Raw genomic sequence first — 23,495 nt, forward strand, 5'->3', positions numbered from 1 at the left:
GCCCCCACCCAGCAGCGGCCGTCGCGAGAGGATTGAGCCATGGCCCCGATCCACGTGCTGCACGGGCAGCCGACCCCCGAGGAGCTGGCCACCGTCCTGGCGGTGGTCCAGTCCCGGGCCGCCGCCGCGCAGGCCGCCGCCGAGGCGGCCCGCCGCGCAGGCGCCGGCCCGGACTCCCCCTGGAACGACCGCGCCCGCCGGCTGCGGGCCACCCCGCGCCCCGGCGTCAACGTCTGGCGCACCTCGGGCTGGGCCGGCTGAGCCACCCTCCCGCGCACCACCCGCGGAGCGGGAAGTCGGCTCGTCCGACTTCCCGCTCCGTACACGGCCGGCTCCGGCCCCGGGCCGCGGGAAACCTGAGTACGCGTACTCAGGCGGGCGGCACCGGGCGCAGCGCACCCTGGAGGCGTGCTCTGGTCAGATCCACGCGACGAACCCTCCCCCGAGGCCCAGCAGATGCTGAAGCGGATGCAGCGGGCGGGCCGGGTGCTGGCCGCCATCATGCTGGTGGGCTCCGTCCTGCTGATGGTGGCCCGCTTCTTCACCTGACCGGCGGACACCGCCACCCCCTACTCTGGTGGGCATGACCGACCGCCGCGCCCTCATCCTCGCCTCCGCCTCCCCCGCCCGCCTCGGGCTGCTGCGCCAGGCGGGCCTCGACCCGCGCGTGGTGGTCAGCGGAGTCGACGAGGACGCGATCACCGCCGCCACCCCCGCCGAGCTCGCGCTCGTCCTCGCCGAGGCCAAGGCCAAGGCCGTCGCCGCCGAACTGGCCGGCGGCGAGCTGGTGATCGGCTGCGACTCGGTGCTGGAGCTGGACGGGCAGGCGCTCGGCAAGCCCGCCGACGCCACCGAGGCGCTGGCCCGCTGGCAGTCCATGCGCGGCCGCGCCGGCGTGCTGCGCACCGGGCACTGCGTGATCGACACCGTCACCGGCGAGCAGGCCTCGGCCACCGCCTCCACCACCGTCCGCTTCGGCACCCCGGACGACGCCGAGATCGCCGCCTACGTCGCCTCCGGCGAGCCGCTGCACGTGGCCGGCGCGTTCACCCTGGACGGCCGCTCGGCGCCGTTCGTCGAGGGCATCGACGGCGACCACGGCAACGTCATCGGCCTCTCGCTGCCGCTGCTGCGCTCGCTGCTGGCCGACCTCGGCGTGCGCATCACCGATCTCTGGGCCTGACGGCCCGCCGCTGCGGCGGTCGACCGCCGGCCGGGCCGACCTCCTCCGCGCCCCGAACCGCCGCACTGCGCCGGAGCGACCGCCCCGCCGCCGTAGCACCCCGCGGCCGTCCCGCCGTTGTCCAGGTCGCCAGAGGCGGGCCGGGAGCGGCTGTGGAGACCGGCCATGGCTGCGGTCGGACACCGCGGCTAGGCTGACCGCCGTTCCGACGGGGAGGAGGCGAGCGGATGACCGACGGTCTGCTCAACGTGCTGCTGGGCCTGGTGGCCAGCGCGATCAGCGCCGGGCTGGGCTGGCTCGCGCAGAACCTGCGGCGGAGACGGCGGTTGGAGCGGGTCCGCTCCTTCCTCGGCCTGCCGGCGGGCAACGAGTGCCTGATCGTGGTGAACCGGCACGCCGCCTCGACCAGCGGGAAGAGCGTCTCGCGCAACGACGTCTTCGCCCTGATGGAGATCGCCGCCCTGGTGAAGGAGTGCGGCGCCGAGGCCGACCTGGTCGTCCACGACGAGGTCCGCCAGGGGCTGGGCCACAAGGCCGAGTTCTGCCTCGGAGGACCGGTCAGCAACGACCGGACGGCGGCCCACCTGGCGTCCTGGCTGCCCGGGGTGGCCTTCCACCAGGACCTCTCGGGGGCGGCCCCGGTGTTCACCCTGAAGGTGGGCGGCGAGGAGTTCCGGTCCGAGAGCGAGTCCGAGCCGTCCGGCGGCCAGGTCTTCGCCCTGCTCGCCCGGGTGCACCGGGCGCGCGGCAACCGGCCGGCCTTCCTGGTCGCCGGGCAGAGCGCCGTCGCCAACCACGCCGCCGTGCGCTACCTGGCCGCGAACCACCGGCAGCTCGCCCGGCGGTACGGCGAGGACGGCACCTTCGCACTCGTCCTGCGGGTCGCCAACCCCAAGGCGTACGGGCCGGACGTGGTGGAGCTCGCCGCAGACGTGACCGCCCGGGCACTCGAACGGCCGCCCGCTCCGGCCCCCGCCGGCTGAGTGTGGCCAAGGCCACCGCTTCGCCACGCCGGTCCGTCACCGTCCGCACGGACCTCGTGCGGACCGCGGCACCTGCGGCCACCTGCGCAGACCACCGCCCGACCGCGGACCGGCTCCCGGAATACATCACCCTGCGTGTGGGATAGTTCACAAGCTGGGGCTACTCGCCGGTACCGCCCAGAAATCCATAAACTCGACCAGGTTCAAGAAGGGAGCCACAGTGCGCAAGGTGCTCATCGCCAACCGCGGGGAAATCGCCGTCCGCGTCGCCCGTGCCTGCTCGGACGCCGGTATCGCCAGCGTCGCCGTCTACGCCGAGCCGGACCGGGATGCGCTGCACGTCCGCGCGGCCGACGAGGCTTACGCGCTGGGCGGCGACACCCCCGGCACCAGTTACCTGGACATCGCCAAGGTACTGAAGGCCGCCGCCGACTCGGGCGCGGACGCCGTCCACCCCGGCTACGGCTTCCTGTCGGAGAACGCCGACTTCGCCCAGGCCGTGCTCGACGCGGGCCTCACCTGGATCGGCCCGCCGCCGCAGGCCATCCGCGACCTCGGTGACAAGGTCACCGCCCGGCACGTGGCGCAGCGCGCCGGTGCCCCGCTGGTGGCCGGTACGCCGGACCCGGTCTCGGGCGCCGACGAGGTCGTCGCCTTCGCGCAGGAGCACGGTCTCCCGGTCGCCATCAAGGCGGCCTTCGGCGGCGGCGGCCGCGGCCTGAAGGTCGCCCGCACGCTGGAGGAGATCCCGGAGCTGTACGACTCCGCGGTGCGCGAGGCGGTCGCCGCCTTCGGGCGCGGCGAGTGCTTCGTCGAGCGCTACCTGGACAACCCGCGCCACGTCGAGACCCAGTGCCTGGCCGACCAGCACGGGAACGTGGTGGTCGTCTCCACCCGCGACTGCTCGCTGCAGCGCCGGCACCAGAAGCTCGTCGAGGAGGCGCCCGCGCCGTTCCTCACCCCGGAGCAGAACGCCGAGCTGTACCGGGCGTCCAAGGCCATCCTGAAGGAGGCCGGCTACGTCGGCGCCGGGACCTGTGAGTTCCTGGTGGCGCTGGACGGCACGATCTCCTTCCTGGAGGTCAACACCCGTCTGCAGGTGGAGCACCCGGTCACCGAGGAGGTCACCGGACTCGACCTGGTCCGCGAGATGTTCCGGATCGCCGACGGCGAGGAGCTGGGCTACGGCGACCCGGAGGTGCGCGGCCACGCCTTCGAGTTCCGCATCAACGGCGAGGACCCGGGCCGCAACTTCCTGCCCGCGCCCGGCACGGTGACGCTGTTCGCCCCGCCGTCCGGCCCGGGCGTCCGGCTGGACTCCGGTGTGGAGACCGGCTCGGTCATCGGCCCCGCCTGGGACTCGCTGCTGGCCAAGCTGATCGTCACGGGCCGGGACCGCAAGCAGGCCCTGGAGCGGGCGAGGCGCGCGCTGAACGAGTTCAAGGTGGAGGGCATGGCCACCGCCATCCCGTTCCACCAGGCGGTCGTCACCGACCCGGCGTTCGCGCCCGAGGTGCACGGCAGCGACGAGCCGTTCACGGTCTTCACCCGCTGGATCGAGACCGAGTTCCAGAACACCATCCCGGCGTTCGCGGGCGCTGCCGGCGAGGGCGAGGAGGCCGAGGGCCGCGAGACCGTCGTGGTCGAGGTGGGCGGCAAGCGGATCGAGGTCTCGCTGCCGTCCTCGCTGGGCGTCTCCGCCGCCCCGGCGGCCGGTGCCGGCGGTGCCGCCAAGGCCAAGCGCCGGGTGGGTGCCAAGAAGGCCGGCTCGGCGGTCAGCGGTGACACCCTGGCCTCGCCGATGCAGGGCACCATCGTCAAGGTCGCCGTCGAGGAGGGCCAGGTCGTCGCCGAGGGCGAGCTGATCGTCGTCCTGGAGGCGATGAAGATGGAGCAGCCGCTGAACGCGCACAAGGCCGGCACCGTGGTCGGCCTCAAGGCCGAGGTCGGCGCCAGCGTCAGCAGCGGCGCCGCGCTCTGCGAGATCAAGGACTGAGCCGTCCGGACCCGGGCCTGTCGGCCACCGGGTGCTCCGAACCGGTCCGTACGCCCCTCGTGGGTGTGCGGACCGGTTCCGTTCCGGGGGTCCGGCGGCCGCGCGGGCGCCCGGAGGCGGCGGTGGCCGGACGGCGCGCCGGCCCGGCCGTACGCCGGGCTCAGCGGACCCGCGGGAGGCCGCCCAGCTCGGCGAGGCGGACCGGGACCGGCCCGCCCGGCCCCGCGGGGCCGCCGTGCGTCGCGGGGCGGCGCTGGCCGGGCAGCGGGGCCCCGCCGGGCGGCGGCGCGGCCCGGCGCGCCAGCGGGCCGGGCTGGGTCTGGTGGACGGGGCCGCTGCCGGTGCCGTGCACCGGTGCGTCGCCGGCCGGGGCGGCGCCGAGCGGCGCCAGGTCGATCTGCACCCCGCAGTCGGCGAGCGCGTCCAGCTCGCGCGCGGTGGTGTCGTCGGAGGTGGCCTGCTCGTCGGTGACCAGGCGGGTGATGGTCTCGGTCGGGACGGTCTGGAACATGGTGTCCGCGCCGAGCTTGGTGTGGTCGGCGAGGACGATGACCTCGGCGGCCGACTGCACCAGAGCCCGGTCCACGCTCGCGGAGAGCATGTTCGTGGTCGACAGGCCGCGCTCGGCCGTCAGCCCGCTGCCGGAGATGAACGCCTTGGAGACCCGCAGCCCGTGCAGCGACTGCTCGGCCCCGCTGCCCACCAGGGCGTAGTTGGAGCCCCGCAGGGTGCCGCCGGTCATCACCACCTCGACGCGGTTGGCGTGCGCCAGCGCCTGCGCCACCAGCAGCGAGTTGGTCACCACCGTCAGGCCGGGCACCCGGGCCAGCCGGCGGGCCAGCTCCTGGGTGGTGGTGCCGGCGCCGACCACCACGGCGTCCCCCTCCTCCACCAGACCCGCGGCGAGATCGGCGATGGCGCTCTTCTCGGCCGCGGAGAGGTGGGTCTTCTGCGGGTAGCCGGGTTCGCGGCTGAAGCCGCCGGGGAGCACCGCGCCGCCGTGCCGGCGGTCGAGGAGCCCTTCTGCCTCCAGCGCCCGCACGTCTCGGCGCACGGTCACTTCGGAGGTCTGGACGACGCGGGCCAGTTCGCGGAGCGACACGGCTCCGTTGGCGCGCACCATTTCGAGGATCAACTGGCGACGTTCTGCAGCAAACACAGAACCGACGGTAACCTGCGTGACCGTCTGCTTTCAGGCGTTTGCAGCTGGTAGCCGGAATTGCTCGCACCCGAGCGGCGCGTGACCGTACAATACGCGCCGTCGGCAACCCGGGACTGCGCCCGCCGTCCGGGTGATCCCCGGGGTGCGCGAAGGGCGGCCGCCGGTCGGCGACCGCCCTCAACTTCGCGCCGGACGCTCAGCTTTCGCCGTCGGCCCGCTTCCGGATGTGCAGCTGGCGGGCGGCCTCGGCGGTCGAGCCGGAGACGGACGGGTAGACGGTGAAGGCGCTGGCCACCTGTTCGACCGTCAGATTGGCGTCCACCGCGAGCGAGATCGGGTGGATCAGCTCGCTGGCGCGCGGCGCGACCACCACGCCGCCGACCACGATGCCGGTGCCCGGGCGGCAGAACAGCTTCACGAAGCCGTCCCGGATGCCCTGCATCTTCGCCCGCGGGTTGCCGCGCAGCGGCAGCTTCACCTCGACCGCGTCCATCTTGCCGCACTTCACGTCGGCGGCGGTGTAGCCGACGGTGGCGATCTCCGGGTCGGTGAAGACGTTGGACGCCACGGTCTTCAGGTTCAGCGGCTGCACCGCGTCGCCCAGCGCGTGGTACATCGCGATCCGGCCCTGCATGGCCGCCACCGAGGCGAGCATGAAGACGCCGGTGCAGTCACCGGCCGCGTACACGCCGGGGGCGGTGGTGCGGGAGACCCGGTCGACCTGGATCTGGCCCCAGTCGTTGAGCTTGACCCCGGCCTCCTCCAGGCCCATGTCCGCGGTGTTCGGGATCGACCCGACCGCCATCAGGCAGTGCGTGCCCCTGATCACCGTGCCGTCGGAGAGGGTCACCTCGACGTGGTCGCCGACCCATCCCTCCTCGCCCGCCTCCGGCGAGGAGGGTCCCTCCGGGGCCTCCGTCCGTGCCGACACCCTCTTGACCGTCTCGGCCCGGGAACGGCTCATCACGTTCATGCCGCGACGGCGGAAGACCTCCTCCAGCACCTCGGCGGCGTCCGGGTCCTCGCCCGGCAGCACCCGGTCGCGGCTGGAGACCAGGGTGACCTTGGAGCCGATCGCCTGGTAGGCGCCGGCGAACTCGGCCCCGGTGACACCGGAGCCGACCACGATCAGCTCGCGGGGCAGCTCCTCCAGGTCGTACACCTGGGTCCAGGTCAGGATCCGCTCGCCGTCCGGCTGGGCGTCCGGCAGCTCGCGGGGGTGGGCGCCGGTGGCGATCAGCACGGCGTCCGCGCGCAGCGACTGGACGCTGCCGTCGGGCGCGTCCACCAGGACCTCGCGGGAGCCGTCCACGGCCTGGCCGCCGGCACCGAGCCGGCCGCGGCCGCGCAGCACGGTGACGCCCGCCCGGGTCACCGACTGGGTGATGTCGTGGGACTGGGCGATGGCGAGCCGCTTCACGCGCCGGTTGACCTTGCCGAGGTCCACGCCGACGACCCGGGCCTGCTGCTCCAGCGGCGGGGTGTCGTCGGCGACGATGATGCCCAGCTCCTCGTACGAGCTGTCGAAGGTCGTCATCACCTCCGCGGTCGCGATCAGCGTCTTCGACGGCACGCAGTCCGTGAGCACCGCCGATCCGCCCAGACCGTCGCGGTCGACGACGGTCACCTCCGCGCCGAGCTGAGCGGCGACCAGCGCCGCCTCGTAGCCGCCGGGTCCGCCACCGATGATCACGATCCGAGTCACGCCCCCCATTGTCCCGCACGCCGTGAGCAGTGCCACGCCGGGGTCGGGGCTTCCGCCGGTCCGCCCGGTCCCCCGGGAGCGCCCGCCGACGGTCTAGGCTTCGCCCCATGCCCCTTTACGCCGCGTATGCCACCAACCTCGATGCCCGGCAGATGACCCGCCGCGCCCCGCACTCCCCGCTGCGCGGCACCGGGTGGCTGGACGGCTGGCGCCTGACCTTCGGCGGCGAGAACCTCGGCTGGGAGGGGTCGCTGGCGACCGTGGTCGAGGACGGCAAGGACCAGGTCTTCGTCTCGCTGTACGACGTGTCGCCGATGGACGAGGAGGGTCTGGACCGCTGGGAGGGCGTCCAGCTCGGCATCTACCGCAAGATCAAGCTGCGCGCGCACACCCTGGACGGCGACATCCCGGTGTGGACGTACGTGCTCAACGACTACGAGGGCGGTCTGCCCGCCGCCCGTTACCTGGGGCTGATCGCGGACGCCGCGGAGAGCGCCGGTGCGCCGCACGACTACGTCCTGGACCTCCGCCGCCGGCCCTGCTGAGCCCGGCCGGGGCCGCGGGCGCGCACGGTGCCCGCGGCCGGCCACGGCCCGTACGCACGGCGGCTGCGGAGCGCGAGCGCGACTGGAGATTGCTCCCGTCCGAGCGGGTGGAAAGGCGGCCCCGAGCTGTACTTTCACGCCATCCGGGTAACGATCCGGCACGCCGCACCCGGATCTTCTACGCGCGTAGCCATTTCCCGTCTATCCTCGGATGCGTGAACGCATCTCCTCAGTCGGTCGTCTCCGCCGACCCCTACGCCGCCGCCCAGGCCGCCGCCGAGCGCCTGCGCGAGCTGACCGGTGCCGAGCGCCACGACGTCGCCCTGGTGATGGGCTCCGGCTGGGTGCCGGCCGCCGACGCCCTCGGCGAGACCGTGGCGGAGTTCCCGGTCACCGAACTCCCGGGCTTCCCCGCCCCCGCCGTGGCCGGCCACGCCGGCACGATCCGCTCGGTCAAGATCGGCGAGAAGCGCGCCCTGATCTTCCTGGGCCGCAACCACTACTACGAGGGCCACGGCGTCGCCACGGTCGTCCACGGCGTGCGCACCGCCGCCGCGGCGGGCTGCGGCATCATCGTGCTGACCAACGGCTGCGGCGGTCTGCGCGAGGGCTGGGTCCCCGGCCAGCCGGTCCTGATCAGCGACCACATCAACCTGACCGCGGACTCCCCGATCGTCGGCGCCAACTTCGTCGACCTGACGGACCTCTACTCCAAGCGCCTGCGCGACCTCTGCCGCGAGATCGACTCCACCCTGGACGAGGCCGTCTACGTGCAGTTCCGCGGCCCGCACTACGAGACCCCGGCCGAGGTCAACATGGCCCGGGTGATCGGCGGCGAGCTGGTCGGCATGTCCACCACCCTGGAGGCCATCGCCGCCCGCGAGGCCGGCGCCGAGGTGCTCGGCATCTCGCTGGTCACCAACCTGGCCGCGGGCATCACCGGCGAGCCGCTGAACCACGCCGAGGTGCTGGAGGCCGGCAAGGCCTCCGCCGAGCGCATGGGCGCGCTGCTGGCGAAGGTCCTTGAGCGGATCTGACCCGGATCCGGCGCACAATCATGAGCGACGGGGTCCGCGGGCGGCTGTGATCCGCTGATCACACCCGCCTGCGGGCCCCGTCCGCATGCGCACCCCCACCACTTTGCGGAACCTCTTCCATCGGAGCTGGCATGACGCAGGCACCCACCACCGACCTCCTCGCCCGCGCGCGGGCCTGGCTGGCCGAGGACCCCGACCCGCAGACCCGCGAGGAGCTGGCCGCGCTGCTGGCCGCCGCCGAGGCTCCGGATGCCGAGTCCGAGAGCAAGCTCGCCTGGTCCCAGCTGGCCGAGCGGTTCGCCGACCGCCTCCAGTTCGGCACCGCCGGCCTGCGCGGTGAGCTGGGTGCGGGGCCGATGCGGATGAACCGCGCGGTGGTGATCCGGGCCGCCGCCGGCCTGGTCGCGTACGTGAAGAAGGAGAACCTGGGCGACCTGGTCGTCATCGGCTACGACGCCCGGCACAAGTCCTACGACTTCGCCCGCGACACCGCCGCCGTCGTGGTGGGCGCCGGCCTGCGCGCCGCGCTGCTGCCGCGCGCCCTGCCCACCCCGGTGCTCGCCTTCGCCGTCCGCCACCTGGGCGCGGCCGCCGGCGTCACCGTGACGGCGAGCCACAACCCGCCGCAGGACAACGGCTACAAGGTCTACCTGGGCGACGGCTCGCAGATCGTGCCGCCGGCCGACGCCGGGATCGCCGCCGAGATCGACGCGATCGGCGCGCTCGCCGACGTCCCGCTGGCCGCGGACGGCTGGGAGGTGGTCGGCGAGGAGGTCGTCGAGGCGTACCTGACCCGCGCCGCGTCGATCGTGGACGAGCACAGCCCCCGTGACCTCTCCGTCGTCTACACCCCGATGCACGGCGTCGGCCGCGACACCCTGGTGGCGGCCTTCCACCGGGCCGGCTTCCCGGCCCCGACGGTGGTCGCCGAGCAGGCCGAGCCGGATCCGGACTTCCCGACCGTGGCCTTCCCCAACCCGGAGGAGCCGGGGGCGATGGACCTCGCCTTCCGCACCGCCGCCGCCACCGGCCCGGACATCGTCATCGCCAACGACCCGGACGCCGACCGCTGCGCGGTGGCCGTCCCGGCCGACGGCAACGCCGCCGGGGCCGGCGACGGGACCGGCTGGCGGATGCTCCGCGGCGACGAGGTGGGCGCCCTGCTCGGCGCCGCGCTGGTCGCCAAGAAGTCCGCCGGCACCTTCGCCACCACCATCGTCTCCTCCACCCTGCTCGGCCGGATCGCCGAGGCGGCGGGCCTGGGCTACGCCGAGACGCTGACCGGCTTCAAGTGGATCGCCCGCGCCGACGGCCTGCGCTACGGCTACGAGGAGGCGCTCGGCTACTGCGTCGACCCGCAGGGCGTGCGCGACAAGGACGGCATCACCGCCGCCCTGCTGGTGGCCGAGCTGGCCGCCACCCTCAAGCAGTCCGGCCGCACCCTGAACGACCTGCTGGACGACCTGGCGCTGGAGCACGGCCTGCACGCCACCGACCAGCTCTCCGTCCGCGTCCAGGACCTCTCGCTGATCGCCGACGCGATGCGGACGCTGCGCGAGCAGCCGCCGACCGTGCTGGCCGGGCTCACCGTCACCAGGGCCGACGACCTGACCGCCGGGTCCGCGGACCTGCCGCCCACCGACGGTCTGCGCTACTACCTGGCCGGGGAGGCCGTCCGCTCGGCCCGGATCGTGGTGCGCCCGTCCGGCACCGAGCCCAAGCTGAAGTGCTACCTGGAGGTCGTCCTCCCGGTCGCCTCCGCCGCCGACCTGGCCGGCGCCCGGGACCGGGCCGCCGAGCTGCTCGCCGCGATCAAGCGCGACCTCGCCGCCGCCGCCGGCATCGACGCCTGACGGCGCCGCCGGGTTCGCCCGCGGCGACGACGAAGGGGCCCGCCGTTCCCACGGCGGGCCCCTTCGGTGCTGTCCGGTCGGTCCTGTCGCGCGGCCCGCGTGACCGGCCGGCCCGGATCCGGATCCGGGTTCGGGTTCGGGTTGCGGCTGCGGCTGCGGGTCAGGCCGCGATCACGGTGATCAGCGCGACCAGCCCGAGCAGGGTCGGCGCGATGATCCACCAGCACCACGACACGGTCACCGGCCCGGAGGCGTCGGGGCGGGAGGCGTTCCGCTCGGCCATCTCCTGGAGGATGCCGACCACCTGGTCGGACCAGGCGCGGGTCGGGTCCGGCGCGCCGGCCACCACCGGGGTGGGCTGCTTGCCCACGACCATGCCCAGCCGGGAGAGGTGCTCGGCGCCGCCGCGGTCGCGGACGCGGTTGGCCCGCTTGCGCTGGCGCAGCGAGACCGGGACGGCCCAGACCTGGAACTTCCGGCCGTCCGCCAGCAGCTCGACCGAGTACCCGGCCCGCAGCGCGTCCACCGCGGCCCAGGGCGCCGTGATGGTCCGCAGCGGGTTGCGCACCACCAGCCGGCGGTCGTTGGCCAGCACGGCCGGCCGCAGGGTGTAGGCGATCACCGGGAAGGCGAACACCGGGACGGCGGCCAGCGCCACGGCCGGCGTCTTCCCGGTCCCGGTCAGCGCCGCGTCCCCGATCAGCCAGGCGGCCACGGCCAGCAACAGCACGCCGGAGATCACCCCGGGAATGGAGCGGTACACGCGGTCGGCGTACACGGGCTCGTCGGAGCCGGCAGGGCCCTGGTGGGGCTTGCCGTCGGATTCGGTCATGCCGACGATTCTGCCGCATGACCCGGCCGATCCACAGGGGTGGCGAGTGGGGCGGGAGGGGTTCGCAGATATCGGTCCGGCATCGAAAGGTCACGGCCCTAGCGGTTGACTACGCGCGTAGATATGCTGGTCTGGTGACTATGTCCACTCTTGCAGCCAATGCCCTCGGCGTTGCGGGCAGCGGTCTTCAGGACGTCGCGGCGTCCGAGGCCTCGCTCCGCCGCTTCCTGCACGGCCTGCCCGGCGTCGACCAGGTCGGCCTGGAGGCGCGTGCCGCCACTCTCGGTACCCGCTCCATCAAGACCACGGCGAAGGCGTACGCCATCGACCTGGCCATCTCGATGATCGACCTGACCACGCTGGAGGGCGCGGACACGGTCGGCAAGGTGCGCGCACTGTGCACCAAGGGCAGGACCCCCGACCCGACCGACCCGACCACCCCCCGCGTCGCCGCCATCTGTGTCTATCCGGACATGGTCGCCACCGCGAAGGCGGCGCTCCAGGGCACCGACATCCAGGTCGCCTCCGTGGCCACCGCCTTCCCGGCCGGGCGCGCCGCCCTCCCGGTGAAGCTCGCCGACACCGCCGACGCGGTCGCGGCCGGCGCCGACGAGATCGACATGGTGATCGACCGGGGCGCCTTCCTCTCCGGCCGCTACCTCGACGTCTTCAACGAGATCGTCGCCGTCAAGGAGGCGTGCAAGCGCCCGGACGGCACCTACGCCCACCTCAAGGTGATCTTCGAGACCGGCGAGCTGCAGACGTACGACAACGTGCGCCGCGTCTCGTGGCTGGCGATGCTCGCCGGTGCCGACTTCATCAAGACCTCCACCGGCAAGGTCGCCGTCAACGCGACCCCGCCGGTCACCCTGCTGATGCTGGAGGCGGTCCGCGACTTCCGCGCGCAGACCGGCGTCCAGGTCGGCGTGAAGCCCGCCGGCGGCATCAAGACCACCAAGGACGCCATGAAGTACCTGGTGATGGTCAACGAGACGCTCGGCGACGACTGGCTGACCCCGCACTGGTTCCGCTTCGGCGCCTCCAGCCTGCTCAACGACCTGCTGATGCAGCGTCAGAAGCTGACCACCGGACGGTACTCCGGTCCCGACTACGTGACGGTGGACTGATCACCATGGCCAAGAAGAAGAACACCGAAGAGCCCGTGACCGAGACGCGCGGCGGCCTCTTCGAGTACGCCCCGGCCCCCGAGTCGCCCGCCGCCGCGGGTGACATCGCCACCTCGTACGGCCACTTCATCGGCGGCGAGTTCGTCGACTCCTCCGGCAGCGAGGCCCTGAAGACGGTCAACCCGGCCACCGAGCAGGTGCTCGCCGAGTTCGCCCAGGGCACCGACGAGGACGTCGAGCGCGCCGTCGCCGCCGCCCGCAAGGCCTTCACCGACTGGTCGGCGCTGCCGGGCAGCGAGCGCGCCAAGTACCTGTTCCGGATCGCCCGGATCATCCAGGAGCGCAGCCGCGAGCTGGCCGTGCTGGAGTCGATCGACAACGGCAAGCCGATCCGCGAGACCCGCGACGTCGACCTGCCGCTGGTCGCCGCGCACTTCTTCTACTACGCGGGCTGGGCCGACAAGCTGGACTACGCCGGCTTCGGCGCGAACCCGAAGCCGCTGGGCGTGGCCGGCCAGGTCATCCCGTGGAACTTCCCCCTGCTGATGCTGGCGTGGAAGATCGCCCCGGCGCTGGCCACCGGCAACACGGTCGTGCTCAAGCCGGCCGAGACCACCCCGCTGACCGCGCTGCGCTTCGCCGAGATCTGCCGCCAGGCGGGCCTGCCGAAGGGCGTCGTCAACATCGTCACCGGCGACGGCCGCACCGGTGCCGCGCTCACCGCGCACCCGGACGTCAACAAGGTCGCCTTCACCGGCTCCACCCCGGTCGGCCGGGCGATCGCCAAGCAGCTGGCCGGCACCCGCAAGAAGCTCTCGCTGGAGCTGGGCGGCAAGGCCGCCAACATCGTCTTCGACGACGCGCCGATCGACCAGGCGGTCGAGGGCATCGTCAACGGCATCTTCTTCAACCAGGGCCACGTCTGCTGCGCGGGCTCGCGCCTGCTGGTCCAGGAGTCGGTGCAGGACGAGCTGCTGGACGCCCTGAAGCGCCGGATGGCCACCCTGCGGGTCGGCGACCCGCTGGACAAGAACACCGACATCGGTGCGATCAACTCCGCCGAGCAGCTGGCCCGGATCACCGCGCTGACCGAGGCCGGCGAGGCCGAGGGCGCCGAGCGCTGGTCGCCCGCCTGCGAGCTGCCGGGCACCGGCTTCTGGTTCAAGCCGACCCTGTTCACCGGCGTCAGCCAGGCCCACCGGATCGCCCAGGAGGAGATCTTCGGCCCGGTCCTGTCGGTGCTGACCTTCCGCACCCCCGACGAGGCGGTCGCGAAGGCCAACAACACCCCGTACGGCCTCTCCGCCGGCATCTGGACGGAGAAGGGCTCGCGGATCCTGTGGATGGCCGACAAGCTCAAGGCCGGCGTGGTCTGGGCCAACACCTTCAACAAGTTCGACCCGACCTCGCCGTTCGGCGGTTACAAGGAGTCGGGCTACGGCCGCGAGGGTGGCCGCCACGGTCTGGAGGCCTACCTCGATGTCTGATGTCGTGACGCGTCTTGACGTCCTCAAGACCTACAAGCTGTACGTCGGCGGGAAGTTCCCGCGCTCCGAGAGCGGGCGGGTGTACGAGGTGACGGACTCCAACGGCGAGTGGCTCGCCAACGCCCCGCTCGGCACCCGCAAGGACACCCGCGACGCCGTGCTCGCGGCCCGCGCCGCGGTCAAGGGCTGGGCCGGCACCACCGCGTACAACCGCGGCCAGGTGCTGTACCGGGTGGCCGAGATGCTCCAGGGCCGGCGCGAGCAGTTCGCCGCCGAGGTGGCGCTCTCCGAGGGCGTCGGCCCGAAGAAGGCCGCTGCGCTGGTGGACGCGGCGATCGACCGCTGGGTCTGGTACGCGGGCTGGACCGACAAGGTCGCCCAGATCGCGGGCGGGGCCAACCCGGTCGCCGGGCCGTACTTCAACCTCTCCACCCCGGAGCCGACCGGCGTGGTCGGGATCGTCGCCCCGCAGGCCGGCTACGGGCACTCGCTGCTCGGCCTGGTCTCGGTGATCGCGCCCGCCATCGCCACCGGCAACACCGTGGTGGTCGCGGCGGCCGCCGACGCCCCGCTGCCGGCCCTGTCGCTGGGCGAGGTGCTCGCCACCTCGGACGTCCCCGGCGGCGTGGTCAACATCATCTCGGGCCGTACCGCCGACATCGCGCCGACCCTGGCCTCGCACCAGGACGTCAACGCGCTGGACCTCACCGGGGCCATCGCCGCCGACGGCCCCGGCGCGGCGGGTGTCCTGGAGGCCGCTGCCGCGGATACCCTGAAGCGGGTGGTCCGTCCGGAGCTGGACCCGTTCGCCCAGGACTGGACCAATGCGCCCGGTACCGACCGGCTACTCTCGTTCCTGGAGACGAAGACGGTCTGGCACCCGATGGGGATCTGACCGTTCCCGTCACCCGTTGACCGACAACTCCACAGACTGGCCGTCCCCAGTGCCCTCTCCCCCCCAGGGCCCGGACGGTCATTGGACGGACCCGCACCTCTCCCCCCCTGGTGCGGGTCCGTCGCCTTTCGTCGCCGCGCGGTTGCGCCTTTCGGCGATACCGGCGGGGATCCGGCCCGGGAAGAATCGTCCGTACCGGAGACGACGGAGGGGGAGGGCACCGTGGGGGAACTCGCAGCGGAACTGGCGGCACTGTTCGCGGACGGGTTCCTGCGCAGACTGCACGTGGCCCGCACCCGCCGCCGGCTGGCCGCCGGGCGGCCCGTCCGGGTGCCCTGCGCGGTCCGCTCCGAGCGCCCCGGCCGGCAGCACGGGTACGTGAACGGCCGGCTGCACATCACCCCGGGGGCCGCCCGCGTCGGCTTCCGCTCGCGTGTCCTCGGCCACATCGAACTGGCCTGCGGCGGCACCTTCCACGAGACCGAGCCCGACGCCTGGCACAGCCAGGACTGGGCCGCCACCGCCTACCTGCCGCCGGGGGACGGGCACCCGGTCCTCCTCCAGGTCGACAGCCGGTACCTGCCGCTGGTCCGGGCAGCCCTCGTGGACCCCCGGGCCGTTCGGAAAGGCTGATCCGCCCGGTTTCGGCATCGGGTCCCGATACGTCAGACTGGTGTCTCGTGAGTGACTCCCCGCTGAACCCTGTGCCGACGACCCGTGCCCGGGTGGTCCTGCTGTCCGGTCCCTCCGGTTCGGGGAAGTCCTCGCTCGCCGAGCGCAGCGGCCTTCCGGTGCTCCAGCTCGACGACTTCTACAAGGACGGGGACGACCCGACCCTGCCGCTGCTGCCCGACGGAGCGGTGGACTGGGACTCCCCGCTCGCCTGGCACCGCGACCAGGCCGTCGCCGCCATCCGCAGCCTGTACGAGACCGGCCGCGCCGACGTCCCGGTGTACTCGATCCCGCACAACGGCCGGATCGACACCCGGGTGCTCGACCTCGCCGGCGCACCCGCGTTCATCGCCGAGGGCATCTTCGCCGCCGAGATCGCCACCGAGTGCGCCGCCGAGGGTCTGCTCGGCGACGCGCTCTGCCTGCGCAACGGCGCCCTCACCACCGCCTGGCGCCGACTGCGCCGGGACGTCCGCGAGGGCCGCAAGTCGCTGCCGGTGCTGGTGCGCCGCGGCTGGCGGCTGATGCGTGCCGAGCGCTCGATCGTCGAGCGCCAGGTGGCCCTCGGCTCGTACCCGTGCGCCGGGCCGGAGGCCGCGCGCCGGATCACCGCGGCGGCCTGGGCGACGGAGTACTCGGCGGTCTGAGCGGGCGGCGCTGCCGTTCGCCGCTCCCCGGCCGCGCGCCGGGGCCCGTGCACGACGGAACGACGGAACGACGGAACGACGGAACGACGGAACGACGGAACGACGGCGGGTCCGGTGCGTCTCCCCCCCCCCGGACCCGCCGTCGCTCCTGGACGGCCGCCGGACTCCCCCGGCGGCGCCGCTCCCCCGAGCCGGCGCCACCCATCCGCTGACCGTCCGCTACCCGTCCCCCGACGGGAGTTCCCGTGGCCGCTCCCCCCGCGGCCGACCGGTCGCCGTTACGCGACCAGCTCACCGAACGCGCGGGCGGTGTCGCCCGACTTGTTCAGGTGCTCGTCCTCGCGCAGCCGGCGCAGGGCGCGCCAGATGCTGCTCTTCACCGTGCCGACGCTGATGCCGAGCACGTCGGCGATCTCGGGGTCGGTCTTGCCCTCGTAGTACCGCAGCACCAGCATGGTCCGCTGGTTCTCCGGCAGCTTGGCCAGCGCCTGCCAGAGCACGGCGCGCAGCTCGGTGCCGCCCATCGCGTCGGTGTCGCCGGCCGTCTCCGGCAGCTCCTCGGTCGGGTACTCGTTGACCTTGCGGCGCCGCCAGGCGGAGATGTGCAGGTTGGTCATGGTGCGGCGGAGGTAGCCCCCGACCGCGGCCTTGTCGGTGATCCGGCCCCAGGCCCGGTAGGTGCTGAAGAGCGCGCTCTGCAGCAGGTCCTCGGCCTCGTAGCGGTCACCGGTGAGGTGGTACGCCGTGGCGTACAGGGAGGCGCGGCGCTCGCGCACGTACGCGGTGAACTCGTTGATGTGGTCCGCCGCGACGGCCGGGTGCTCCCCCTGCGCGCCTCCCTGTCCCGCCTCGGTGGCGCGGGCCGCCGCGGGGTTCAGCCGCAGCAGCGTCGCGCCCGCGGCCTCACGGCCGGCCGACTCCCCCGAATCGACCGTCCGAAGACCGCTCCCCCCGATCCCCCTGGTTCCCCCGTTCCCCCCCAGGGCGTCCTTGCCCTCGACGCGGACGGGGAGGATCCCCCGCAGCGTGAGGGTGTTGGCGGAGTCGACCGCACTCCCCATGCGGCCGATCCCGTGGAGCTCCCCCTGCCTGCTGCCGCCGCTCACCCGGCAGGCAGCAGTGTTTCCACCGGTGCTGTGCGCGCACCCCCGTACGGTCACGGCACCGGAGGCCTCGTCGGTCCTGACCTCGAACCGGGTCCGGTGGGTGGTCGCGGACGAACGCGCGGTGCGGACAGCCGGGTTGGTCCGGGTCTGAAGCGTGGCGTTCATCGTGCGCCCCCTTGGTCGGTACGAGCGGTTCCTGTTGCCGCCCTCCAGCCGGCCGGTTGGCCCGCTGTCCTGCGGCGACATGGAAAATCCTGCCCGCCGGTTGTGATGGGCCTGTCCGCCGACTGTCACAGGGGTGTCACAGGGCCGGGCCCTTCGTCCCGCACTCCCACCCGCCCTCACGGACGCCGGTGGTGCACATTCCGGTTCCCGCCCGGGCGGTGACCGGTGCCGGGGGGTGATTCGCCGCTCCGGGTGAGCCAGAATGAGGCCGTGCCTTTCCTCCTTCTGATCGAGGACGACGACGCCATCCGCACCGGCCTCGAACTCGCCCTCACCCGCCAGGGCCACAAAGTGGCCACCGCCGCCTCCGGCGAGGACGGTCTGAGGCTCTTCAAGGAGCAGCGGCCGGACCTGATCGTGCTGGACGTCATGCTGCCCGGAATCGACGGCTTCGAGGTCTGCCGCCGGATCCGGCGCACCGACCAGCTGCCGATCATCCTGCTGACCGCGCGGTCCGACGACATCGACGTGGTGGTCGGCCTGGAGTCCGGTGCGGACGACTACGTGGTCAAGCCCGTCCAGCCGCGCGTCCTGGACGCCCGGATCCGGGCCGTGCTGCGCCGCGGCGAGCGCGAGAGCTCGGACTCCTCGGCCTTCGGCAGCGTGGTGATCGACCGGGCGGCGATGACCGTCACCAAGGACGGCGAGGACCTCCAGCTCACCCCGACCGAGCTGCGACTGCTGCTGGAGCTCAGCCGCCGGCCCGGGCAGGCGCTCTCCCGCCAGCAACTGCTGCGCCTGGTCTGGGAGCACGACTACCTCGGCGACTCCCGCCTGGTCGACGCGTGCGTGCAGCGGCTACGGGCCAAGGTCGAGGACGTCCCCTCGGCGCCGACGCTGATCCGCACCGTGCGCGGGGTCGGCTACCGGCTGGACCCGCCCGCGTGAGCGCCGCCGACCACCCGCTCGCCCTGATACCCCGACGCTCCTGAACTTCCGCTACGACAGGCTCCCGTGACTGACCACCAGACGATGACCAGCCGGTTCTCCTCGGGCCCGTGGCGACGGCTGCGCTCCCTCCGGGTGCGGCTGATCGCGGTGTTCGCCGCCGTCGCACTGACCACCGCCGTCTCGGCCTCCGGCATCGCGTACTGGCTCAACCGCGACGCGGTGCTCAAGCGCGCCCAGGACACCGCCCTCAACGACTTCCGCGTCTCGCTCAGCCGCAACGTCTCCGAACTGCCGCTGAACGCGACCTGCGACGACCTGGTCAAGCTCGCCACCAGCGTCGCCAGCAGCGGCCTCAACTACGAGGTGGTGGTCAGCGACCCCGCGCGGCCGGACTGCACCGCCTCGTCGAACCCGGCCGGCTTCACGCTGGCCAACGTCCCGGCGAAGCTGCAGGACACGGTCGCCAAGCCGCGCGAGGTCACCGAGAGCAACCCGTACCCGTACCACCTGTACTGGCAGCGGCAGAACCTAGAGGGCCGGCCGTTCGTGATCGGCGGCACCAAGGTGGTGCCCACCGGCCCGACGGCGTACATGTTCAAGTCGCTGGAGAACGAGCGGGCCGACCTCAACACGCTCGGCTGGTCGCTGGCGATCGCCACGCTGCTGGCGCTGATCGGCTCGGCGCTGCTCGCCCAGGCGGCGTCGGCGACCGTGCTGCGCCCGGTCAAGCGTCTCGGCGACGCCGCCCGCCGGCTCGGCGAGGGCCACCTGGACACCCGGCTGGAGGTCGAGGGCTCGGACGAACTGGCCGATCTCGCCAGGACGTTCAACCGGACCGCGGAGTCGCTGCACGAGCAGGTCGAGGAGCTGAGCGCGCGCGAGGCGCAGAGCCGGCGGTTCGTCGCCGACATGTCGCACGAGCTGCGGACGCCGCTGACCGCGATGACCGCGGTGACGGACATCCTGGAGGACGAGGCGGAGTCGCTGGACCCGATGATCGAGCCGGCCGTCCGGCTGGTGGTCAGTGAGACCCGGCGCCTGTCCGACCTGGTGGAGAACCTGATGGAGGTGACCCGCTTCGACGCCGGCACGGCCAAGCTGGTCGCCGACGAGGTGGACATCGCCGACCTGATCATGTCCTGCATCGACGGCCGGGCCTGGTACGACGCGGTCGAGGTGGACGCCCCGCGCGGCATCCGGGCGGTGGTCGACCCGCGCCGGCTCGACGTCGTCTTCGCCAACCTGATCGGCAACGCGCTCAAGCACGGCGGCTCGCCGGTGCGGGTGAAGGTCCGGGAGGAGTCCCGCGGGGAGGGGGGCGAGCAGGGCGGCGACGTGGTCGTCGTCGAGGTCTCCGACAGCGGCCCCGGCATCCCGGAGGACGTGCTGCCGCACGTCTTCGACCGGTTCTACAAGGCCGACAAGGGGCGGGCGCGGTCGGAGGGCAGCGGGCTCGGCCTGTCGATCGCGATGGCCAACGCACAGATCCACGGGGGGACGATCACGGCCGCCAACGGGGAGGTGGGAGCGGTGTTCACGCTGACGCTGCCGCTGACCCCGCCGCCCCCGCCGGCGGACGCCGTCACCGAGGAGGGTGCGCAGTGAGCGCCGCCACGTCCCCCCGCCCGCTGCTGCGCCCCGCCGCGGGCGCGGTGCTGCTGCTCGCGCTGGCGACCGGCTGCGGGATCCGCCCGACCGCCGTCCCGGTGGACGCGGGCGCGCCGGCCAGCCGGACCGCCTGCCCGACCGTGGTGCACATACCCACCGCGCCCGCCACGCCCTCGGCGGCCGCTCCGGCGGCGCCGGCGCCGGCCGTCCAGGGCGCGCCGCCGGCCAGGGCGGGCGCGAGCCCGTCGCCGTCGGCGGTCGCGTCCGCGGCCCCGTCGGCCGCCCCGTCGGGGCTCCTGTCGCCGACCCCGAAGGCGTCCACCCCGCCGGCGGACAACGCGTTCAGCGCGACGCCCTCGGCGACGGCCACGGCGACCTGCCGGTAAACCCGCCGGCGCGCCCTCGGACGGCCTTCCGGGAGCGCGCCGTAATGTTCGCGCCGGGCGTGGAACCGATACGCCACCGGCTCACGTCCTTCCCCCCGTGCAGCGACATGGCACCAGCACACGCGACGAGCGTTCCGGCGTGCGGACCGAGACCCGGCCGACGGCGGGCGTCCACCGCCCCTTCCGCCTGGCGGGGCTCTTCGCCCTCACCGTCCATCTCGCGCTGGCCGGTTGGCTGGTGCTCAGGCCGCTGCCGGTGGCCTGGGTCTACGACGCCAACCTGACCCCGCTGGCCTCGCTGCGCTTCACCACCGCCTGGCAGGTGCTCGGCGAGCTGCTCCTCCTGGCCCCGCTCGGCGTGCTGCTCCCGCTGGCCGGCGGCCGGCTCCACGCCCGCTGGTTCCCGTCCTTCCTCCGCACCACCGGCGCCTCGGCCCTGCTGGCCACCGCGCTGGAGTTCCTCGCTTCCTGGACTCCGGGGCACGTGCTCGACGTCGACCGGATCCTGTTCGCGGTGATCGGAGCGGCCGGCACCCACCTGGCGATCGTCCCCGTCTCGCGCTCGCTGCTCCAGCACTCCGCCCGCCGCCCCCGGCCGGCCCGGCCGGAGCCGCCCGCTCGGGTGGTCCCGGCGCCGGCACCGCCTGCCACCGCGGCCCCGACGGCCGTCTACGCGGACCCCGTCTCCTCCCCCCTGCGCTGAGGCCGGACCGCGCGGTCCGCCGGTGGGATCGCACCGGGGCGCCCGGCGGCCCGCCGCTCCTCGTGGGCCCGGACGGGCTCCGCACCGGGGCCGCGACCGGCGCCGGCCCCCGGCCATGAGCCCTCAGACCCGCCGGACCCGGCCGCCCACCTCGATGAAGCCGCCGTCGCGGAGCGCCGTGACGAGCTGCGAGCCGAGCCCCTGGGTGATCGTCAGGTCCCGCTGCAGCTCAGCGGTCAGCAGCAGGGCGGCGGCGCCGGTGGCCTCGTCCTCGTCGATGCCGTCCCCGCGCCCGGGGAAGGCGCGCGCCCGGACGGTGCCGGCCGGCTCGTCCTGCCAGGCCCAGGCGTAGACCCACTCGCCCGGGGGCGGGACCTCCAGCGCGTCGACCTCGGCCGCCGAGCCGTACTGCCGGGTCGTCCGGGTGGGCGCCCACTCCGGGCGGGCCTCGATCCGGGTGAACTCCCCGTCGTGGCGCACCCGGACGGTGCCGGCCGCGGTGACCAGCCGGTCCGCACGGAGCAGCCAGGCGGCGCCGACGCACGGGTGACCGGCGAAGGGCAGCCGCAGGCCGGGGGTGTAGATGTCGATCGCGCCCTGCTCGGGGTCGTCGACGAACACCGTCTCGCTGAAGCCGAGTTCACGGGCGAACGCCTGGCGCTGCGCCTCGTCCGGCACGGCCGCGCCGTCGCGCACCACTCCGAGCTCGTTGCCGTGCTCACCGCCGGGCCCGCAGAACACCCGCAGCACCTCGTAGTCCGCCACTCGCCCGTAGTCCGCCACTCGCCCACCCCTGCCGTCGTCCCGGGCCGCCCCGCGTGCCCCTGCACGCGGTCCACCGACCGTACCGCGAGGAAAAGGAGAGGTCGGGTGCCGGTGCACTCCAGTACTGTGCGCCCTCGTCCCCATCGGTCGTTCATCCTCACTCCACAGGATCCCCGTGAACCTCGACTTCAGCGTCGACCCCGTCTTCTCCTGGTACGTCGTCGCCCTGGCGGTCAGCGGCATCGCGATCATCGCGCTCGGCTCCGTCAACAACGCACTGAGTGCCGGCGGGCGGCTCTTCTTCGTGCTCGCCGGCCTCGCCTTCGTCGGCTACGCCTACTACCTGGCGTTCGTCTTCCGGGGAGGCGAATACCGCTTGTACTACCAGACGTTCGCCATTCCGGTGCTGCTGGTCGCCCACTGGGTGAAGGCGCTGACGGGACGCCGCAACCAGGCCCCGCAGCCGGTGCCCTCCGCCGCGCCGTACGACCCGAGCGTGCCGTACCGGGGCGCGGCCCCGCACGACCCGAGCGCTCCCCGGGAGGCGCAGCCGGTCCCGCAGCAGCCGGCCCCGCCGCAGCAGCCGTCCGCCTGACCGGACGTGCCCCGGCCCGTCGGGGCCGGGGCACGGGGCCGGGCCGCTGCCGGCCGGGGTGCGCACCGGACTTCCACCCCCGACCGCGGGCCTCAGGCCTTCCCGCCGCGGGTGGTGAGCGTCCCCGCGACGTCCGCCACGTGCTCGCCCTCCTCCGCCGTCTCCCAGTTCGGGTAGTACACCTCGCGCGAGCCGCCGGTGGGCTCGTACCCCTGCTCGCGGATCCAGCTGAGCACCGCGTCGTGGACGCCCACCATCGTCGCGAAGTCCCGCTGCTTCTTGCCGAGTTCCGTGTACGCCTCACGGTGCGCCGGCTCGATCCGGACCCCGATCTCCCCCACCGGCCCGACCGTGTCCGCGGTCGGGACGCAGACCTCGACCGGGCCGTCCGAGTCGTCGCTCACGATGCCGTGGTAGACGGCGAAGAGCGGTCCGGACAGGCAGGCGCCGGACGTCCGCAGGTGGGCGAAGATCGCACCGGTGGCCTCGCCGAGGAAGTCGGGGAGACCGCCGGCCGTGACATGGCGCCGGATGAACAGCACCTTCTGCTCGGGTACGTCGCGTTCGGCCATCTCGTACATCCGCGGGTTCCTTCCGGCCAGGACCTCTCGGGCGTAGCCCACCGCCTCCCGGCGGGCCTCGTGCACGGACCGCTCCCCCCGCCAGTAGGCGTCGAGCAGTCGGACCGACTCGGCACCGCCTGGGGCGAGCACCCCCGCGATCAGCGCCAGCGGCATCCCCGCGGCGCGCAGCAGTGCGATGCGGCGGGCCCGCTCGACCTGCTCCGGGCGGTAGCGGCGGAACCCGGTCCGCGGATCGACGTGTGCGGGCGGCAGCAGCCCCCGGTCGCCGTACAGCCGCAGCGCCTTGTGGCTCAGCCCGGTCCGGGCCGCGAGCTCACCGATGCCGATCGAGTCCTCGTGCATGCCGCCACTGTGGCCCCTGCCCCAGGGGCAGAGGCAAGCCGCCCCCTCGCGGGCCGGCCCGCGCAGGAAGTCGGCCCTGTCGACGTTTCCCGCTCCAGCCCGACTCACGGACCGGCCGCGGCACGACGGCCGGCCCACCAGTGGACGCCTCCGGGGCGTCCCTGAG

Annotated in this window: 24 protein-coding genes; 17 read left to right on the forward strand and 7 right to left on the reverse strand. The window is 73.7% G+C overall.

From position 1 onward, the window contains the following. The first annotated feature begins 39 nt into the window (after positions 1 to 39). The 5 genes from MCM47_RS19325 to MCM47_RS19345 all read left to right on the forward strand — a co-directional run bounded on the left by MCM47_RS19325 (position 40) and on the right by MCM47_RS19345 (position 4,162). A complete protein-coding gene (locus MCM47_RS19325; protein WP_238862883.1) occupies positions 40 to 261 on the forward strand; it encodes an acyl-CoA carboxylase subunit epsilon in 222 nt (73 codons plus the stop codon). A gap of 147 nt (positions 262 to 408) precedes the next feature. Beyond that, positions 409 to 549 carry a morphogenic membrane protein MmpB gene (mmpB, locus tag MCM47_RS19330; RefSeq protein WP_238862884.1) on the forward strand — a complete coding sequence of 47 codons (141 nt, stop codon included), beginning with the start codon at positions 409 to 411 and terminating at the stop codon, positions 547 to 549. A 34-nt stretch (positions 550 to 583) separates the two neighbouring features. After that, positions 584 to 1,183, forward strand: a complete 600-nt coding sequence (locus MCM47_RS19335; protein WP_238862885.1) for a nucleoside triphosphate pyrophosphatase — start codon at positions 584 to 586, stop codon at positions 1,181 to 1,183. 227 nt (positions 1,184 to 1,410) lie between these two features. Continuing rightward, on the forward strand, positions 1,411 to 2,166 hold the full coding sequence (locus MCM47_RS19340) for a hypothetical protein (RefSeq protein WP_238862886.1): 756 nt from the start codon (positions 1,411 to 1,413) through the stop codon (positions 2,164 to 2,166). A 220-nt stretch (positions 2,167 to 2,386) separates the two neighbouring features. Continuing rightward, positions 2,387 to 4,162 carry a biotin carboxylase N-terminal domain-containing protein gene (locus MCM47_RS19345; protein ID WP_238862887.1) on the forward strand — a complete coding sequence of 592 codons (1,776 nt, stop codon included), beginning with the start codon at positions 2,387 to 2,389 and terminating at the stop codon, positions 4,160 to 4,162. Positions 4,163 to 4,322: 160 nt separating this feature from the next. Here the strand turns inward: MCM47_RS19345 and MCM47_RS19350 are convergent, their stop codons facing one another. Continuing rightward, positions 4,323 to 5,285, reverse strand: coding sequence for a DeoR/GlpR family DNA-binding transcription regulator (locus tag MCM47_RS19350; protein WP_238863037.1), 963 nt, complete (start codon positions 5,283 to 5,285; stop codon positions 4,323 to 4,325). 235 nt (positions 5,286 to 5,520) lie between these two features. Continuing rightward, positions 5,521 to 7,065 carry an NAD(P)H-quinone dehydrogenase gene (locus MCM47_RS19355; RefSeq protein WP_308222369.1) on the reverse strand — a complete coding sequence of 515 codons (1,545 nt, stop codon included), beginning with the start codon at positions 7,063 to 7,065 and terminating at the stop codon, positions 5,521 to 5,523. A gap of 71 nt (positions 7,066 to 7,136) precedes the next feature. Between MCM47_RS19355 and MCM47_RS19360 the strand changes: the two genes are divergently transcribed. From MCM47_RS19360 to MCM47_RS19370, 3 genes are all read left to right on the forward strand, one after another. Beyond that, positions 7,137 to 7,574: a gamma-glutamylcyclotransferase gene (locus MCM47_RS19360; RefSeq protein WP_238862889.1), complete on the forward strand. Its 438-nt coding sequence runs from the start codon at positions 7,137 to 7,139 to the stop codon at positions 7,572 to 7,574. 215 nt (positions 7,575 to 7,789) lie between these two features. Further along, positions 7,790 to 8,611, forward strand: coding sequence for a purine-nucleoside phosphorylase (locus MCM47_RS19365; protein WP_238862890.1), 822 nt, complete (start codon positions 7,790 to 7,792; stop codon positions 8,609 to 8,611). Between the two features lie 131 nt (positions 8,612 to 8,742). Then, positions 8,743 to 10,464: a phospho-sugar mutase gene (locus MCM47_RS19370; protein ID WP_238862891.1), complete on the forward strand. Its 1,722-nt coding sequence runs from the start codon at positions 8,743 to 8,745 to the stop codon at positions 10,462 to 10,464. Positions 10,465 to 10,624: 160 nt separating this feature from the next. Here the strand turns inward: MCM47_RS19370 and MCM47_RS19375 are convergent, their stop codons facing one another. Continuing rightward, positions 10,625 to 11,296 carry a PH domain-containing protein gene (locus tag MCM47_RS19375; RefSeq protein ID WP_238862892.1) on the reverse strand — a complete coding sequence of 224 codons (672 nt, stop codon included), beginning with the start codon at positions 11,294 to 11,296 and terminating at the stop codon, positions 10,625 to 10,627. A 140-nt stretch (positions 11,297 to 11,436) separates the two neighbouring features. Between MCM47_RS19375 and deoC the strand changes: the two genes are divergently transcribed. The 5 genes from deoC (at position 11,437) to MCM47_RS19400 (ending at position 16,124) form a co-directional block, all read left to right on the forward strand. After that, positions 11,437 to 12,423, forward strand: a complete 987-nt coding sequence (gene deoC, locus MCM47_RS19380; protein WP_238862893.1) for a deoxyribose-phosphate aldolase — start codon at positions 11,437 to 11,439, stop codon at positions 12,421 to 12,423. 5 nt (positions 12,424 to 12,428) lie between these two features. Continuing rightward, on the forward strand, positions 12,429 to 13,910 hold the full coding sequence (locus MCM47_RS19385) for an aldehyde dehydrogenase family protein (RefSeq protein WP_238862894.1): 1,482 nt from the start codon (positions 12,429 to 12,431) through the stop codon (positions 13,908 to 13,910). After that, positions 13,903 to 14,805 carry an aldehyde dehydrogenase family protein gene (locus MCM47_RS19390; protein ID WP_238862895.1) on the forward strand — a complete coding sequence of 301 codons (903 nt, stop codon included), beginning with the start codon at positions 13,903 to 13,905 and terminating at the stop codon, positions 14,803 to 14,805. The genes MCM47_RS19385 and MCM47_RS19390 overlap by 8 nt, the downstream gene beginning before the upstream one ends. 222 nt (positions 14,806 to 15,027) lie before the next feature. Then, the gene (locus MCM47_RS19395) at positions 15,028 to 15,438 is read left to right on the forward strand and encodes a hypothetical protein (RefSeq protein ID WP_238862896.1); all 411 of its coding nucleotides are present in this window, start codon (positions 15,028 to 15,030) and stop codon (positions 15,436 to 15,438) included. 47 nt (positions 15,439 to 15,485) lie between these two features. Further along, entirely contained in the window at positions 15,486 to 16,124 is a 639-nt protein-coding gene (locus MCM47_RS19400; RefSeq protein WP_238862897.1) for an ATP-binding protein, read from the forward strand. Positions 16,125 to 16,402: 278 nt separating this feature from the next. Here the strand turns inward: MCM47_RS19400 and MCM47_RS19405 are convergent, their stop codons facing one another. Then, entirely contained in the window at positions 16,403 to 17,395 is a 993-nt protein-coding gene (locus tag MCM47_RS19405; protein ID WP_374209170.1) for a SigE family RNA polymerase sigma factor, read from the reverse strand. Positions 17,396 to 17,665: 270 nt separating this feature from the next. Here MCM47_RS19405 and MCM47_RS19410 point away from each other — a divergent pair, with 270 nt between their 5' ends. Further along, entirely contained in the window at positions 17,666 to 18,343 is a 678-nt protein-coding gene (locus tag MCM47_RS19410; protein WP_238862898.1) for a response regulator transcription factor, read from the forward strand. Positions 18,344 to 18,427: 84 nt separating this feature from the next. After that, complete coding sequence (locus tag MCM47_RS19415) at positions 18,428 to 19,951, forward strand: ATP-binding protein (protein WP_238863039.1); 1,524 nt, start codon at positions 18,428 to 18,430, stop codon at positions 19,949 to 19,951. Here MCM47_RS19415 and MCM47_RS19420 read toward each other — a convergent pair. After that, complete coding sequence (locus MCM47_RS19420; protein WP_238862899.1) at positions 19,929 to 20,324, reverse strand: hypothetical protein; 396 nt, start codon at positions 20,322 to 20,324, stop codon at positions 19,929 to 19,931. The genes MCM47_RS19415 and MCM47_RS19420 overlap by 23 nt on opposite strands. Positions 20,325 to 20,479: 155 nt before the next feature. On the opposite strand from MCM47_RS19420, the gene MCM47_RS19425 reads away from it, so the two are divergent. Next, on the forward strand, positions 20,480 to 21,043 hold the full coding sequence (locus MCM47_RS19425) for a VanZ family protein (RefSeq protein ID WP_238862900.1): 564 nt from the start codon (positions 20,480 to 20,482) through the stop codon (positions 21,041 to 21,043). 123 nt (positions 21,044 to 21,166) lie between these two features. Here the strand turns inward: MCM47_RS19425 and MCM47_RS19430 are convergent, their stop codons facing one another. Continuing rightward, positions 21,167 to 21,808, reverse strand: a complete 642-nt coding sequence (locus MCM47_RS19430) for a PhzF family phenazine biosynthesis protein (RefSeq protein ID WP_238863040.1) — start codon at positions 21,806 to 21,808, stop codon at positions 21,167 to 21,169. A 175-nt stretch (positions 21,809 to 21,983) separates the two neighbouring features. Between MCM47_RS19430 and MCM47_RS19435 the strand changes: the two genes are divergently transcribed. Then, on the forward strand, positions 21,984 to 22,403 hold the full coding sequence (locus MCM47_RS19435; protein WP_238862901.1) for a hypothetical protein: 420 nt from the start codon (positions 21,984 to 21,986) through the stop codon (positions 22,401 to 22,403). Positions 22,404 to 22,495: 92 nt separating this feature from the next. Here MCM47_RS19435 and MCM47_RS19440 read toward each other — a convergent pair whose 3' ends face one another. Next, entirely contained in the window at positions 22,496 to 23,329 is an 834-nt protein-coding gene (locus MCM47_RS19440; RefSeq protein WP_238862902.1) for a MerR family transcriptional regulator, read from the reverse strand. Positions 23,330 to 23,495: the final 166 nt, after the last annotated feature.

Origin of the sequence: Kitasatospora sp. A2-31 (genome assembly GCF_022288725.1) — a bacterium.
Classification (GTDB): Bacteria; Actinomycetota; Actinomycetes; order Streptomycetales; family Streptomycetaceae; genus Kitasatospora.